We start from the raw sequence: 16,480 nt of genomic DNA, 5'->3' as shown, positions 1-16,480 counted from the left end.
CGAAAAGGCTTGTCAATCACGACAAGCCTTTTTTTATTGCTTAAAATCAAATAAACAAAGTATTTCAAATGAAGACATATCCATTAAAAACACACTTTAAACAGATCCTATCGGATACCATTACCCCGGTTAGCGTCTATCTGAAGATTCGGGATCGTTATCCTAATAGCATTCTATTGGAAAGCAGTGACTACCACGCGAACAACAATAGCTTTTCCTATATATGTTTCAATCCTATAGCCTCTATCAAAGTTGAAAACAAAAGTATCATCGAACACTATCCTGACGGCACAAGCCAACAGGATAACATTGACCAACAGACCAACGTTCCAAAGCGTATCACAACCTTTGCAAAACGTTTTGAGACAGACTCCAATAGTTTTAAGTTTATCAACAATGGTCTATTCGGTTATATCGCTTATGATGCGGTGCGATATTTTGAGGACATTGAGATAAGTGAAAAAGAAGACACCCTTGGAATCCCGGATATCTACTATGCGATATACAAAAACATCATCGCGATCAATCACTTTAATAACCAGGCTTATATTTTCTGCCATTGTTATGATAGTGAATCTAATATCGAAGAAATAAATCAACTCTTGCAAGCTAGAAACTTCTCTTCTTATAACTTTGAGAAAGTAGGTCAACCAAGTTCTAAACTCCAAGATGAAGATTACAGAGCATTGGTTGAAAAAGCAAAAGAACATTGTCACCGCGGCGATGTATTCCAACTGGTATTGAGTCGTCGTTTTCAACAGAAGTTTAAAGGAGATGAGTTTAATGTTTACCGAGCCCTGCGGTCGATAAATCCATCACCTTATTTATTCTACTTCGATTATGGAGATTTTAAGATCTTTGGAAGTTCTCCGGAGGCTCAGCTGATCATCAAGGATGAAAAAGCAGAGATCCACCCCATCGCAGGCACCTTCAAACGAACTGGAAATGATGAAAAGGATGCCGAATTAGCCAAACTACTCTCAGAGGACGACAAGGAAAACAGCGAACATGTGATGCTGGTTGATTTGGCCAGAAATGATTTGAGCAGGAATGGAAATAATGTCAAAGTTGAAACCTATAGAGAGGTACAGTTCTTCTCTCATGTCATTCACTTGGTATCTAAAGTAACGGCGATAAAGAAAAAACAAACCCCAACGATGAGAGTAGTTGCAGATACCTTCCCTGCCGGAACCCTAAGTGGCGCTCCAAAACACAAGGCCATGCAGCTTATCGATACTTATGAAAATAGCAATCGCGGCTACTATGGCGGGGCAATTGGGTTTATGGATTTCCATGGCAATTTTAATCACGCCATCATGATTCGTACCTTCTTAAGTAAAAACCACAATTTGTACTATCAAGCAGGTGCAGGGATTGTCTCAGAGTCCAACCCTGAAAGTGAATTACAAGAAACTTTTAACAAACTAGGAGCATTAAATAAAGCCATGCAAATGGCAGAAGAAATCTAACGAATGAAAAGAATTTTAGTCATAGACAATTACGATAGCTTTACCTATAATTTGGTGCACTATTTAGAAGATCTCGGAGCAGAGGTTACCGTCAAAAGAAATGACCAACTCTCCCTTGACCAGGTAGAAGCCTTCGATAAAATCGTATTATCCCCAGGCCCTGGTATTCCCGATGAAGCCGGTCTTTTAAAAGACATTATAAGAACCTACGCTCCTACCAAAAGTATTCTAGGTGTTTGCCTTGGACAACAGGCAATAGGTGAGGTATTTGGAGGAAAGCTAATCAACATCCCAGAGGTATACCACGGGGTAGCCACCACCATTTCAATTGTTGCTGAGGATCCTATTTACAAGGATATCCCGGCGCAAATCAAGGTAGGACGTTACCACAGTTGGGTTGTAGACCCAAATTTACCGGAGGTACTCATTCCCACCTCCTATGATGCCAATGGACAGGTGATGTCCTTAAGACACGCACAATATGATGTATGTGGGGTACAATACCATCCGGAATCTGTACTTACTCCTGAAGGAAAACAAATTTTAGACAACTGGCTTAAGGCCTCTTAATTCAAAAAATAAAAAAAGACTAGTTCAAGGAATACATAAAAAATAATATAGCAAAAGCCATGAAAGCACTATTAAATAGATTAATTAACCACGAAACCATCTCAAAGGAAGAGGCGAAAAATGTGTTGGTAAACATTTCGAATGGTTCATATAATCACAGCCAAATAGCAGCCTTCTTAACGGTATATATGATGCGTAGTGTCACCATTGAAGAGTTAGAAGGCTTTCGCGATGCCCTATTAGAGCTTTGTATCCCGGTGAAACTTGATGGTTACAACACCATCGACCTTTGCGGAACTGGTGGTGATGGGAAGGATACATTTAATATCTCTACCCTAGCCTCCTTTGTGACCGCAGGAGCCGGAGTCCATGTCACCAAGCACGGGAATTACGGGGTCTCTTCCAAATGTGGATCCAGTAACGTGATGCAGCATCTGGGAATTCAATTTTCAAGTGATCATGATTTTTTAAAACGATCCATTGACAAGGCAGGTATCTGCTTTTTACACGCTCCACTATTTCACCCTGCTATGAAAAATGTGGCCCCCATTAGAAAGGAGTTGGCCGTAAAAACATTTTTCAACACCTTAGGACCGATGGTAAACCCGGCCTTCCCTAAAAATCAAATGGTAGGGGTATACAATTTAGAACTTGCACGTATGTACGCCTATTTGTATCAGAACACAGATAAAAATTACGCTATAGTACACGCCTTAGATGGTTATGATGAGATCTCATTGACCTCAGAGGCAAAGGTCATCAGAAATAATACCGAACAAATGATAGATGCGGAGGATTTTGGCGTAGCTCAACATCCACAATCCGCGATTTACGGTGGAGATAGTATAGAATCCGCAGCTAACATCTTTATGGAGGTCCTTCAAGGTCAAGGTAGTGCAGCTCAAAACAATGTGGTATGTGCTAATGCAGCAGTTGCCATTGCAACGGTAAAGGATCTCACTCCAATGGAAGGTTTTACTCTGGCAAAAGAATCACTTGCAAGCGGTAAAGCCTTAAAGGCATTTGAAAGTATTAGAGCATTAAGCTTAAACTAAAGGAATAAAAAAACATCTTTTAAGGTTATGAATATATTAGAAAAAATATTTGCTGATAAGAAAAAGGAAGTTGCCTTAAAAAAATCACTTATACCCGCATCTCAGTTAGAACAGAGTGTTCTATTTCAGAGAGATTGCCCTTCGCTTAGTACTGGTCTTAAAGAAAGTCAGTCAGGTATCATTGCAGAACACAAGAGACGTTCACCTTCAAAGTCCATTATCAATCACGGCCTTAATGTAGATGAAGTAGCTCAAGGTTATCAGGACGCTGGAGCCTGTGGAATGTCTGTCCTTACCGATGGAAAATACTTTGGCGGTTCGCTGGATGATTTACTAATTGCAAGAGCATCGGTACACATTCCACTGCTTCGAAAAGAATTTATATTTGATCCCTACCAAATTATAGAGGCCAAGGCTTATGGCGCAGATGTCATCTTACTCATTGCTGCGATATTGGATCAACAACAAATTAAAACTCTAAGTGAAACCGCTAAATCTATTGGACTGGAAGTTTTATTAGAGGTACACAACGAGGAAGAATTGCAAAAATCCATCATGCCAAGCATTGACCTTTTGGGGGTCAACAACAGAAATTTAAAAAATTTCGAGGTAAGTCTAGATACTAGTAAATCCTTGGCTAAGCTTATTCCTGATGAGTTTGTAAAGGTTTCAGAAAGTGGAATCAGTAGTACAGCAGCCATCAAGGAACTCCAACCCTACGGATTTAAAGGCTTTTTAATCGGAGAGAATTTCATGAAAACCGATCAGCCGGGAGAAAGCGCTAAATCATTTATATCTGAGCTGCTATGAAACTAAAGGTGTGTGGTATGAAATACCAAGATAACATTCAGCAAATAGGGAGTCTCGTTCCAGATTATCTCGGGTTCATTTTTTACGAAAAATCTCCTCGAAACTTCACAGGACCGCTTCCTTTGCTACCTAAATCCGTAAAAAAGATTGGTGTCTTTGTCGATGCTACCACAACCGAGGTCTTGGAGAAGGTAACGCAATTTGGATTAAACGGAATTCAGCTGCACGGAAGGGAATCCTCTGCCTACTGTGAAGAATTAAAAGTCAGTTTGCGCCAGGCATTCCAAAAGGGTAGTATCACACAACTTCCATTGATAATAAAAGTCTTCTCGGTTAAGGACCATTTTGACTTCTCGGTGTTAAAAACTTATGAGCCCATAGTAGACTACTTCCTATTTGACACCAAAGGAGTCTATGCCGGAGGTAACGGATATACCTTTGACTGGGAACTACTAAAGGACTACCCATCTGAGAAACCTTTTTTCTTAAGTGGAGGTATTGGAATTGAGCAGCTTGAGGCTATCAAAAATATTGACCCTAATTTACCAGTTCACGCCATAGACGTCAATAGTCAATTTGAACAGCAACCAGGACTAAAAGACAGCACATTAATAAAAGAGTTTATAATTAAATTAGATGAAATCAAAGCCCTATAACGGCCCGCAAACCATCACAAAATAAAAATATATGTATCACGTCAACAATCAAGGATATTACGGGGAATTTGGGGGAGCCTATATCCCAGAGATGCTATACCCAAATGTAGAAAAGCTACGCCAGGAATACCTCAAGATCATGGGAGAAGAATCCTTTATTGAAGAATTCAATCAATTACTCAAAGACTATGTCGGCAGGCCCTCTCCTTTGTATTTTGCCAAAGGGCTTTCCAAAAAACACAACACCAAAGTCTATCTAAAACGAGAGGACCTCAATCACACAGGCGCACATAAAATCAACAACACCATCGGTCAGATCTTACTGGCCAAGCGATTGGGCAAAAACCGAATTATCGCTGAAACTGGTGCTGGTCAGCACGGCGTGGCAACAGCCACGGTATGTGCCTTGGCTGGAATCCAATGTGTAGTTTATATGGGGGAAATTGACATTCAACGTCAAGCACCCAATGTCGCGCGTATGAAGATGTTAGGAGCAGAAGTACGTCCGGCATTATCCGGAAGTAGAACTCTAAAGGATGCAACCAATGAAGCCATACGCGATTGGATCAACAATCCTATAGATACCCATTACATTATTGGATCTGCCATCGGCCCTCACCCCTATCCAGATATGGTGACCCGATTCCAAAGTGTAATTTCTGAAGAAATCAAATGGCAGCTTTTAGAAAAAGAAGGAAGAGATTATCCTGATTATGTGGTTGCTTGTATTGGAGGTGGAAGTAATGCCGCTGGAACCTATTACCATTTTCTAGACAATGAAAAAGTAAATATCATTGCCGTTGAAGCCGCTGGAAAAGGAATCCAATCAGGAGAAAGTGCAGCGACTTCTCAGCTAGGAAAAGAGGGCATTATCCACGGCTGTAAAACCCTGCTTATGCAAACCAATGACGGACAGATTACAGAACCATATTCTATTTCTGCAGGACTAGATTATCCGGGAGTTGGCCCAATGCATGCGCATTTGTACCGCACCGGAAGAGGTACTTTTTATTCCGCCACGGATGACCAGGCCATGAAAGCAGGATTAGACCTTTGTAAGACCGAAGGTATTATTCCAGCCATAGAAAGCTCACACGCCTTAGCGGTATTTGAACACACTACATTTAAAGCAGACGACGTCGTTGTGATCAGTTTATCCGGAAGAGGAGATAAAGATCTAGACACTTATATCAGTTACTTTGATCTTTAACCCACAAATTTTTAAAACGCATGACAATGAATAGAATCAATAAAAAACTAGAAGAATCTCATAAACTACTTTCCATATATTTCACCGCTGGTTATCCAGAACTAGATGATACAGTTACAATTATTGAGCAGCTTGAAAAAAGTGGTGTTGACATGTTAGAAATAGGACTTCCGTTTTCGGATCCATTGGCCGATGGCCCAACCATACAGGCGAGCTCTACCCAAGCTTTAAAAAATGGAATGTCTTCTGAAAAATTATTTGAGCAGCTCAAAGACATTAGAAAAACCGTTCAGATCCCACTGGTGATCATGGGGTATTTTAATCCCATACTACAGTACGGCGTAGAGGAGTTTTGTCGAAAATGCCAAGAAATCGGTATTGACGGCCTGATCATACCGGATCTTCCAGTGGATGTATACCAACAAGAGTATCAGGAGGTATTTGAAAAATACAATTTGATCAACGTCTTCCTGATTACACCACAAACCTCCAAGGAGCGAATAGCACTTATCGATTCGGTATCCGAAGGATTTATATACATGGTGAGTTCAGCCAGTGTAACAGGCGCTAAAAGCACCTTTGGAGATGTACAAACTGACTACTTTAAAAAAGTAGCAGACATGAATTTAAATGCACCACAAATAGTAGGTTTTGGAATCAGTAATAAAGACACCTTTGAAAGTGCTACTCAGTACACCAAGGGAGCAATCATAGGATCTGCGTTTATAAAAATGTTAAGCGACAAAGGAATCGATGGCATCGATGATTTCGTAAAGAGCATTCTTGAATAAGAATATTCGAGGCGAAATAGCAGCTATAGAATCCGGTAGTTCAGGCTATCGGATTTTTTATTTTAGAGGCTGAAAACAAGGTAAACCCGTCAGTGGCACATTAGACTTTTCAAATCCACCAACACCATGAAATGCTGTTTCACTTGCTAAAAAACGAAACAGCATTTCTAAGTATCTGGAAAAGATTCTTTTACAATCTACAGCCTCAATGGTGATGTCCGCCTTCCCCTTTGCTCATTTGGGCCACAAGGTAATACGCATTGTTATAGGCGAATTTCGTCTTGGGCTCAATGGGACTTAGAAACTCCAACTTAGTCCAAGACCCGGTTGTAATTCCCGGGATAACCTCAACAGGTTTAAAGGACCAGTCCTCTCCTTCCCTCTCTGCAGTGAAAACAACGAATGCATCGCCTTGTTTTGCCACAGCACTCTCCGGTAGTGCAATTGTCATGGTACTATCCACAATAATCCTTCCTTGAACATACATTCCAGGGATTAACCCTTCTGGTTTTGGAGCTATCTCTGCGTGGACATGAATGGCCTTTGGATCACTTTCAAAAGTTTTACCCACAGAGATGATTCTTGCTTCAAGTTCCTCTGTTGGCGCTGAAGCAATACTAAACATAACCTGTTGCCCTTGCTTAACTTTAGCAGCATCCTTTTCGTAAACCAATAAATCAGCATGAACATGCTCCACATTTACGACTTCAAACATAGGATATTGGGCTTCTACAAATTGAGCTGTCTTTACATTAACCTTATGAATTGCCCCATCAATGGGAGATATTACCGGTATCCGCTGTGCGATATGACCCTGTTCAATGCGTTCTGGGTTTAAATGAAGTAAACGGAGCTGTGATTGCAAGCCTAACATACTGCTTTGAGAATTATTAAGTGCTGATTCAGCTCTTTGGTAAGTTTCTCCGGAACCTACCCCCGCCTGGTACAACTTTTTCTGACGAACAAATTCTTTTTTATGCAAATCATACCTGTGAAATGCATTTAAATAATCCGTTTGCTTTTGAATCAGACTGGGATGTGAAATAAAAGCCAAAACCTGTCCAACCTTTACCTGTTCTCCTTCTATAACAAGAATCTTAGATACATTGGCGCCAAATACGGAAGTAACCACAGCTTCGTTTTGTGGTGGAACTTCTAAACGGCCATTTGCTGTAATATACCCCTGAAGGTTTCTTTTTTGTATGCTATCAATTTTCATGTCCAGTGCATTGAACTGCTGAGCCGTCAACATGGCCTCTTTAACTGTTTCAGAGGTCATCTCTTGATGAGAATCTTCATGATTGGTTTTGGCCTTATCACCGCAGCTGACCAGTAGTAGGACGGCGAAGAGCACCATCAATTGTTGGTTTTTCGTATATAACCTATTCATTTTAGTTTGTTTTATCATTTGCAAAATATTCAAGAGTTGCTCGAGCCTCTAGATAATTTTCAAGGGCTTGCAAAGCGTCCAGTTCCAATTCGACCACTTTATCCAGCATTTGTATGAATTGTACATACGCAATAGCACCTTCATTAAAGGCCATAAGGGCCGCTCTTTGTTGTTCCTCTGCTAAGGGCAATGCCTGATTTTCGTAGAAGCTCCATGATTCCTCCCACTTTAGATAATCTTGAAGTGCCGTTCGATAATTTGATTGCAATGCAGCGGTATGATAGGCAGCGGATTGTGTCGCAATTTCGGTTTCAATTCGTGCAGCTTTGGTTTGACCATATGATTTACCCGAGAGTATTGGTATTGAGATCCCAGCTTGAAAACTATAAAAACCACCGTTGTCATTAACCTCCTGCTTTCCACCTTCAAGATTCAACTTGGGTAAAAATTCAGATCGAATACTATTATATTTGGCTTGTGCTACCTCAACCTCTTGCTTGTACAGTTCTATAGCAGGATGATCTACGGAGTCACCTCTAAAAAGCTCAAGCGGTGAGAAGCTCGTATCTAAAGACGCACTAACCTCATAAAATCTATCGCCTCCCATCCAAAGGTTTAACTTCTCTAAAGCGATGTTATAATTCCTCTGACTCTGTTGTCGTTTCAGATGTATTTGAGAGGCTTGATTTTTGGCAGATAACCATTGCAATCGCGAAATTGCTTCGACCTCATATCGTAAAGCAACTGCCCTCTCAAATTCGTTGTATACGGAGTCAAGCTGTTTGTAGGCAAGTAACTGACTTTTTGCAACATAGGCCTTCGACCAGGCTGTTTTAACTTCCTGCTCAAGCTCAAGGCGGGATAATTCATACCCCTTTTCAGCCAAGAAAATCTGTTCATTGCGCAGTCGAAGCTTAGGAACAATTCCAAAAACATCAATATCCTGCTGTTGCAACCCAATAGTGGTGTACACCCCATTTCCATCGTTGATTTCTTCACCACCGGTAAAGATCTTGGTAGTTCCTAGATCCCAGGCGGTTTTCTTTAAAGCTTTTTGTTGCTCAATCTCAAGTTTTTTATTCTTGAGCAACGGGAAATTAGCAAGGGCAAGTTCGACTGCTTGCTGCTGATCAATGGGTATACTTTCTTTCCCCATGCGATCAAAATCAAGGTTCCCTTGTTGTTGGGCAGTTACTGAAAAACTAAGACACAAGCCCATAATTAACAAAGCGGTCTTAGGCTTTACTTTTAATCGTACAGATCGTTCTTCCATCCATTTATAAAGTATAGGTAAAACAAATAACGTTAGGAAGGTAGAGGTAATCATTCCTCCAATTACCACGGTGGCCAAAGGTCGCTGTACCTCTGCTCCTGAGGAAACTGAAACGGCCATAGGTAAGAAACCTAAAACATCAGTTAAAGCCGTTAGCAGTATTGGCCGAATTCGTCTACGCGTACCAAGGCGGATTCGCTTGTTGATATCGGTAACACCTTCGTTCTTCAACTCATTTAAGCCACTAATAAGTACCAAGCCATTTAATACTGCCACCCCAAAGAGAACTATAAACCCAACACCGGCAGAGATACTAAATGGCATTCCCCTGATCCAGAGTGATAACACCCCCCCGATAGCGGCCAACGGAATTGCAACATAGATCATACTGGTTTGTTTAAATGAATTCAGTGCAAAATAAATCATGACAAATATGAGCAACAATGCTATAGGCACCACGATTTCCAGTTTAGCAATAGCACGCTCGAAGTTTTCAAAGGCACCTCCATACCGAATATAATATCCAGAGGGCAACTCAAACTGAGCATTCAATTTTTCTTTTATATCATCAACAACAGATTTTACATCGCGATTTCTAATATTGATACCCACATATGTTCTTCGATTCGTATTATCACGACTAATCTGCATTGGCCCCAATTTATAGCTGATATCCGCCACTTCACGCAATGGAATTTGGGTACCCGTTGCCAAGGGGACATACAAATTTTTTAGATGGTCAATATTGGAGCGATACTTATCCGCTAAACGCACCACTAATTCAATGCGTCTTTCTCCTTCAAAAACAACACCCGCCTGGCCTCCGGCAAATGCAGAGCGAACCAGCATATTCAGATCTTTAATGTTTAGACCATATTGGGCTACTTTATTTCTTTTATAATCCACAGTAATTTGAGGGAGTCCGGTAGTAGCTTCAACTTTCAAATCTGAAACACCCTCAATTGTAGAGATGATCTGTCCCATTTCCTCCGCCTTAGCTGCCAAGACATCCAAATCTTCCCCGTATAGTTTTACGGCGATATCCTCACGTACTCCCGAAATTAATTCATTGAAACGCATTTCAATGGGTTGTGAAAATTCATAACTCACCCCTGGAATAACGCTAAGGGTTTCTTTAATCTTTTCAATAAGTTCTACCTTAGTCTCAGCAGAGGTCCACGCACTCTTTTCTTTTAAGATAATAAAGCTATCACCCATATCCATAGGCATGGGATCGGTTGGAATATCTGACACCCCAAAACGGCTAACCACCTGAGTAATTTCCGGATAGGTGTCAAGTAAGAGCTTTTCAATCTTAGTAGAGGTTGTAATACCTTCCTCTAGAGAACTTCCAGGTTTCAATATAATGTGAAAGGCTATATCACCCTCATCCAATTGAGGAATAAACTCACCTCCCATTTTAGTGAATATAAACAGGCAAACAACAAACATCGCCACGCTTGCCCCCACTACAATCTTGGCTGATTTTAATACAGAACCTAATAGCTTTTCATACCTATTTTCTAACCAGTGCACAGCGCGGTCTCCCCAACTCCGTTTCTCAGTTGTTTTAGTTTTTAAAAATAATGCAGAAACAGCAGGAACATACGTTAAACACAAGATCATAGCACCGATCATTGTAAAGATAAAGGTAAGCGCCATAGGCTTGAACATCTTACCCTCCACACCTTCCAGGGTAAGAATTGGAAGAAAGACAATCAATATAATCATCTGACCAAAAAAAGCAGCATTCATCATTTTTTTGGAAGATGTCCCAGCAATTTTATCTTTTTCAACCGGGGTTAATTGTTGTCTTTTAAGCACTCGCTTATGAATGACAAAAACGATACTTTCTACAATAATAACAGCACCGTCAATAATAATCCCAAAATCAATAGCTCCTAAACTCATTAAATTTGCCCAGACATCAAAGATGTGCATCATTATAAATGCAAATAATAAGGAGAGGGGAATTGTAGAGGCTACAATGACACCACCACGCCAGTTCCCTAGAAAAATGACCAATACAAAAATGATAATTAAACCACCGATAGCCAGATTTTCGGCGATAGTTCCCGTGGTATCTGCTATTAATTCACTACGATCCAAAAAAGGCACAATAGAAACTCCTTCCGGCAAGGATTCTTGGATTTGCTCCATACGCTGCTTTACAGCATCTATAACCACTTTGGAGTTTGCACCCTTAAGCATCATAATCATACCTCCAACCGACTCTCCAATACCATTTTTGGTAAGAGCTCCGTAGCGAACCGCTTCACCCACACTCACCGAAGCGATGTCACCAATGGTAAGTGGCATTCCGTCAGTATTTTTTACAACAATGCTTTGAATATCCTCAATACTTCGAGCAAGTCCTTCACCCCGGATAAAGTTGGCTTGATGATTACGCACTATATAAGCCCCACCGGTATTCTGGTTATTATCCTGAAGTGCCGTAAATATATCGGCAATAGTGATGCCCATGGCTTGCAATTCATTGGGATCCACGGCAACCTCAAATTGTTTGATACTTCCTCCAACACCATTAACCTCTACGACCCCGGGAACCATGGCCATCTGACGTTTTACAATCCAATCTTGAATGCTCCTAAGAGAAGTAGGTGTATATTGATCCCTGAAGGCAGAATCCACCTCTAATGTATATTGATAAATTTCGCCTAAACCCGTGGAGATTGGCCCTATAAAGGGAGCCCCAAAACCATCGGGAATCTCCTGTTCTACTTCCAGTAATTTTTCTGAAACCAGTTGTCGGGGTAAATAGGTGCCCATATCGTCTTCAAAAACGATGGTCACCACAGAAAGACCAAACCTGGACACAGATCGAATCTCTGTCACTCCAGGAAGATTGCTCATCGCAATTTCGATTGGATAACTGACAAACTGTTCGATATCAACAGTGCTTAGATTGGATGCTTGGGTAATAACCTGCACCTGATTATTGGTGATATCAGGTTGCGCATCAACCGGCACTTTAGTTATGGACCAGATTCCAACACCAATTAGTACTAGCGTACAAAGACCTACGATCAATTTATTATTGATCGAAAAATCGATGATCTTATTTAACATGTATAATTAAATTTAATTCAGTGATAAAAATTTTAAAATGACACATTGGGACATAGGTGTCCCAGGACTGAATTAAACCCTAGGAGGATGGTCAAAAGGATGCAGGACTTCCTGCTGCTGAGAGTCCATGAACACAAATTTACCTTGAGCAACAAAAGGGTGTATCATATGGAAATTCCCAGCTTCAAAACTAATATAATGTATACTACAACACTGACATTCGCAAAACGGCGTACAAAGTTCGCCCATTCCATCGCCCTCGCAATCGAAACACGCCACTTGCTCCACAGATGCTTCTGCAAAGACCTCAGGGTCCTCACAGGGCATAACGCTGAGTGTTAAAACGAGAAGAGCTAATATGAATGCTAAAGATTTCACCTTGTAAATATAGAGAATTAGATGTGCAATATGATTGCAAAAAGACCTAAAATTAAGTCCAATTATTCTTAGTGATTATATACTTAAACAAAGCAATCAGGAACCCTTACATCACTACTAAATTGCATTGCAATTTCACAAAACAATAATTCGCAACATAAAAGCCATTCACCCCCTTTATTGCTTTAAATAAGCCAAGACATTTTCTTCGATACGAGATTGTATGTTAGACACATCAGCCTTTTTAAAAGCTTCTCCAGTGATGTTTTCGTATAGTTCTATATAGCGCTCAGAAACCGATTCAATATACGCATCATTCATTTCAGGAATATTTTGGCCGGGTTTCCCTTGAAAACCATTGGAGATTAACCACTGACGAACAAACTCTTTAGAGAGTTGCTTTTGGGCCTCGCCCTTAGCTTGTCGCTCTTGGTAACCGTCAGCATAAAAGTATCGTGAAGAATCAGGAGTATGTATTTCATCAATTAGAACGATCTCTCCTTCTTTGGTTTTTCCAAACTCATATTTGGTATCCACCAAAATAAGCCCGCGTTTTGCAGCAATTTCCGATCCTCTATTGAACAAAGCTCTGGTATAGTTTTCCAAAACAATATAATCTGCCTGATTAACAATTCCTTTGGATAAAATTGCTTCTCGAGAAATATCTTCATCATGGTCACCTTGATCAGCCTTAGTCGATGGTGTTATAATAGGCTCAGGAAATTTATCATTCTCCCTTAATCCCTCAGGCATGGCAACACCACATAAGGTTCTTTTCCCTGCCTTGTATTCTCTAGCTGCATGACCGGATAAATAACCACGAATTACCATTTCAACTTTAAATGGCTCACATAGATGTCCAACTGCAACATTAGGATCAGGAGTAGCCACCAACCAATTCGGAACTATATCCTTGGTATCTTCCATCATTTTGGTTGCGATCTGATTTAAAATCTGGCCTTTGTATGGAATCCCCTTAGGCATTACCACATCAAATGCAGACAAGCGATCAGTTGCTATCATAACCAACTGTTGATCATTTATATTATAAACCTCGCGTACTTTTCCTTTATAAACACTTTTTTGACCAGGAAAATTAAAACTCGTATCGGTAATGGTTTGACTCATAAGAAGCAGTTTTTATCAGCAACAAATATAAGCCATATTTTTTTTTGAAACGTCCAAATCCGCCCATAAACATACTGCAGATAAAAAGAATTTAACGACAATTCAACAGCCAATCGCTTTAAGGGATTTAAAACTATATGTACCTTTACCATGGAGCGGTAGCAGCTGATCACTTGGAAAAACGACTATCAACGCTAGCGCGCCATTTAACAAACGGTACAGAAACTCAAAACACACACATTATGAAAACATATTCCGAACAAGAAATAGAAGAGCGCCTCGCCAACCTAGAATACTGGGATTATGAAGAAGGTTTCTTAGTCACATCTTTGGATTTTAAAGACTTTGCAGACGCCTTCGCCATGATGACTAGAATTGCCTTTGAAGCAGAACGGCTAAACCACCATCCCGATTGGACCAATGTGTATAACAATCTCAGCATTCAACTTCACACTCATGACGCAGATGGAATTACGGATAAGGACTTTAAGCTAGCAGAGCAAATAGAAAAAATCATCAAGGGATCATAACTTTAATTCCCAAGATTTCCAATTTCTAAAGTCTTTGGCTATTTTTGTAGTCTAAAACAGTAATTAATTCACCTTATGGGAAGAGCTTTTGAATTTAGGAAGGCGAGAAAAATGAAGCGTTGGTCAGCTATGGCTAAGACCTTTACGCGATTAGGAAAAGACATTGTAATGGCCGTTAAAGACGGTGGACCTGATCCTGATTCCAATGCTAGACTACGCGCCATTATTCAGAATGCGAAGACTGCAAATATGCCCAAGGATAATATCGAAAGGGCCATAAAACGTGCAAGCGATAAAAACACAGAAGACTACAAAGAAGTACTCTTCGAAGGTTACGCCCCTTATGGTATAGCAATATTAATAGAAACAGCCACAGACAACAACAACCGAACTGTAGCTAACATCCGTAGCTATTTCAACAAATGCAACGGAAGCCTTGGAACTAGCGGGTCAGTAGAATTTATGTTTGACCACACCTGTAACTTCAGAGTACCGGCAGACGGAATAGATCCAGAAGAATTGGAACTTGAGCTTATTGACTTTGGAGCTGAAGAAGTTTTTGAAGATGAAGACGGTATTCACATCTATGCGCCATTTGAAAGTTTTGGAGCTATTCAGAAGGAACTAGAGGAAAGAGAAATAGAAATCCTCTCTTCCGGATTCGAAAGAATCCCCCAGGTCACCAAAAAACTGGAAGCGGAGCAGATCGCTGATGTTGAGAAACTATTGGAGAAGATTGAAGAGGACGATGATGTACAAAACGTATATCATACTATGGAAGAAGAGCAAGGGGAATAACAATTACCGCTTTCTCCTACTGCAAACAAAACACTTAGAATAAGGAAAGAGATATCTACTAAATGGAACGGGTACTGTAAAAACGGTGCCCGTATATTTTTTGGCAATTGGCCAACAACACCATAGCTTAGAAAGATAGCTACCTAGCAATGTTACGATGTGCAACACTACTAGGTAGTATATTGTTTATTTTCAAATAAAGATCATGCTTCTCGACTTTTAAAGCCGAAACACATTCCATTACATCTTTTCGTAGAGATTTCTAAGTTTTACCCGAGTAATGGTATCCTTCCAATTTTTACCAACAGCATTTTCCCACAAAGGATCCATTCCCATGGAAACATTGATCATGGTTTCAAAATCTTGCTCTGATAGGTTTGAACACAATCCTTTTGGCAATTCAATATTGTGACGTTCTTTCATCTTTTTGAACTTGGCAACCCCTTCCGGGTAAAACTCTTCCAAATGATTGAAAACAATGCAATTCCCTAAACCATGTTTGGTACCGAGTAAATAAGAAAGTCCGTAACTCATAGCATGAGCAACACCCACTTGAGAATAAGCGATACTCATTCCACCGTGCCATGAGGCCATCATCAGTTTATCTTGAGTCTCTTCTTTAGATAATTTCCCGTTGTAGAAAACCTCGTCGCAAAGATCCTCTGCCTTCTCTCCATAACTTTGGCTGAAGGCATTCAGATAGGTTCCGTTCAATGATTCCACACAATGAATATAACAGTCCATACCGGTATAAAACCACTGGTCTCTAGGAACGCCATTGGTGAGTTCAGGATCCAATATGACCTGATCAAATGGCGTAAAGTCTGAATTGATACCCAGTTTCTTCTCTGGTCCCGTGAGCACAGTAGTTCTTGAAACCTCTGCTCCAGTTCCGCTGATGGTTGGAATTCCCACGTGATAAATTGCCTCACATGTCACTAAATCCCATCCTTGATATTCCTCTGCCTTTCCATTACTGGTAAGCATTATGGCCACCGCTTTGGCTAAATCCATCACCGTTCCGCCACCAATACCAACAATTCCGGAAGGGCTCTCAGTTGTGTACTCTCTAATCTTAGAAACTAAGACATCAACTTGATCAGTTTTCGGCTCTTCATCAGTTGGAATAAAAATAATCTTATCACCGAATAACAGTGGTATTTTAGCAACAAAATCAGGATTTGTCTCAAACACATCATCCACTAAGAAGATAAAAGGAGCCTCAGAATTTATACGTCTGGGCATTAATATCTCCTCAAGTTGGTTAAAACAACCTCTTCCAAATATCACTCTGGGTACCATCGGAAAATTCTTAAACTTCATTTATGCTTT

General features: G+C 40.4%; 14 protein-coding genes. 9 read left to right on the top strand and 5 right to left on the bottom strand.

Annotated features, from left to right (window positions below; translation table 11 throughout):
- Positions 1-68 precede the first annotated feature (68 nt).
- Genes ACN0TV_RS13555 through trpA form a run of 7 tightly spaced genes read left to right on the top strand, consistent with a single transcriptional unit; the run spans position 69 to position 6,561 of the window.
- A complete protein-coding gene (locus tag ACN0TV_RS13555; RefSeq protein ID WP_417363462.1) occupies positions 69-1,469 on the top strand; it encodes an anthranilate synthase component I family protein in 1,401 nt (466 codons plus the stop codon).
- A gap of 3 nt (positions 1,470-1,472) precedes the next feature.
- A complete protein-coding gene (locus ACN0TV_RS13550; protein ID WP_417363461.1) occupies positions 1,473-2,039 on the top strand; it encodes an anthranilate synthase component II in 567 nt (188 codons plus the stop codon).
- Between the two features lie 59 nt (positions 2,040-2,098).
- Positions 2,099-3,094 carry an anthranilate phosphoribosyltransferase gene (gene trpD, locus ACN0TV_RS13545; protein ID WP_417363460.1) on the top strand — a complete coding sequence of 332 codons (996 nt, stop codon included), beginning with the start codon at positions 2,099-2,101 and terminating at the stop codon, positions 3,092-3,094.
- 27 nt (positions 3,095-3,121) lie between these two features.
- Positions 3,122-3,904, top strand: a complete 783-nt coding sequence (gene trpC, locus ACN0TV_RS13540) for an indole-3-glycerol phosphate synthase TrpC (RefSeq protein WP_417363459.1) — start codon at positions 3,122-3,124, stop codon at positions 3,902-3,904.
- A gap of 17 nt (positions 3,905-3,921) precedes the next feature.
- Positions 3,922-4,560, top strand: coding sequence for a phosphoribosylanthranilate isomerase (locus tag ACN0TV_RS13535; RefSeq protein ID WP_417363458.1), 639 nt, complete (start codon positions 3,922-3,924; stop codon positions 4,558-4,560).
- A 31-nt stretch (positions 4,561-4,591) separates the two neighbouring features.
- Positions 4,592-5,770: a tryptophan synthase subunit beta gene (trpB, locus tag ACN0TV_RS13530; protein ID WP_417363457.1), complete on the top strand. Its 1,179-nt coding sequence runs from the start codon at positions 4,592-4,594 to the stop codon at positions 5,768-5,770.
- Positions 5,771-5,796: 26 nt separating this feature from the next.
- Positions 5,797-6,561, top strand: coding sequence for a tryptophan synthase subunit alpha (trpA, locus tag ACN0TV_RS13525; RefSeq protein ID WP_417363456.1), 765 nt, complete (start codon positions 5,797-5,799; stop codon positions 6,559-6,561).
- Between the two features lie 205 nt (positions 6,562-6,766).
- Here trpA and ACN0TV_RS13520 read toward each other — a convergent pair whose 3' ends face one another.
- The 4 genes from ACN0TV_RS13520 to ACN0TV_RS13505 form a co-directional block, all read right to left on the bottom strand.
- A complete protein-coding gene (locus tag ACN0TV_RS13520) occupies positions 6,767-7,951 on the bottom strand; it encodes an efflux RND transporter periplasmic adaptor subunit (protein ID WP_417363455.1) in 1,185 nt (394 codons plus the stop codon).
- A 1-nt stretch (position 7,952) separates the two neighbouring features.
- Positions 7,953-12,314: a CusA/CzcA family heavy metal efflux RND transporter gene (locus tag ACN0TV_RS13515; RefSeq protein WP_417363454.1), complete on the bottom strand. Its 4,362-nt coding sequence runs from the start codon at positions 12,312-12,314 to the stop codon at positions 7,953-7,955.
- A 72-nt stretch (positions 12,315-12,386) separates the two neighbouring features.
- A complete protein-coding gene (locus tag ACN0TV_RS13510) occupies positions 12,387-12,692 on the bottom strand; it encodes a DUF6660 family protein (RefSeq protein WP_417363453.1) in 306 nt (101 codons plus the stop codon).
- Positions 12,693-12,869: 177 nt separating this feature from the next.
- Positions 12,870-13,820: a phosphoribosylaminoimidazolesuccinocarboxamide synthase gene (locus tag ACN0TV_RS13505; protein ID WP_417363452.1), complete on the bottom strand. Its 951-nt coding sequence runs from the start codon at positions 13,818-13,820 to the stop codon at positions 12,870-12,872.
- 242 nt (positions 13,821-14,062) lie between these two features.
- Here ACN0TV_RS13505 and ACN0TV_RS13500 point away from each other — a divergent pair, with 242 nt between their 5' ends.
- Together ACN0TV_RS13500 and ACN0TV_RS13495 are read left to right on the top strand one after the other, a co-directional pair.
- Positions 14,063-14,350 (top strand): 4a-hydroxytetrahydrobiopterin dehydratase, encoded by a 288-nt coding sequence (locus tag ACN0TV_RS13500; RefSeq protein ID WP_417363451.1) that lies wholly within the window; start codon positions 14,063-14,065, stop codon positions 14,348-14,350.
- Positions 14,351-14,425: 75 nt separating this feature from the next.
- A complete protein-coding gene (locus ACN0TV_RS13495) occupies positions 14,426-15,148 on the top strand; it encodes a YebC/PmpR family DNA-binding transcriptional regulator (protein WP_417363450.1) in 723 nt (240 codons plus the stop codon).
- A 240-nt stretch (positions 15,149-15,388) separates the two neighbouring features.
- Here ACN0TV_RS13495 and ACN0TV_RS13490 read toward each other — a convergent pair whose 3' ends face one another.
- The gene (locus ACN0TV_RS13490) at positions 15,389-16,471 is read right to left on the bottom strand and encodes an iron-containing alcohol dehydrogenase family protein (RefSeq protein WP_417363449.1); all 1,083 of its coding nucleotides are present in this window, start codon (positions 16,469-16,471) and stop codon (positions 15,389-15,391) included.
- Positions 16,472-16,480 lie beyond the last annotated feature (9 nt).

This window comes from Galbibacter sp., from assembly GCF_048266365.1.
Lineage (GTDB): Bacteria > Bacteroidota > Bacteroidia > Flavobacteriales > Flavobacteriaceae > Galbibacter.
This window is presented reverse-complemented; position numbering and strand designations above follow the sequence as displayed.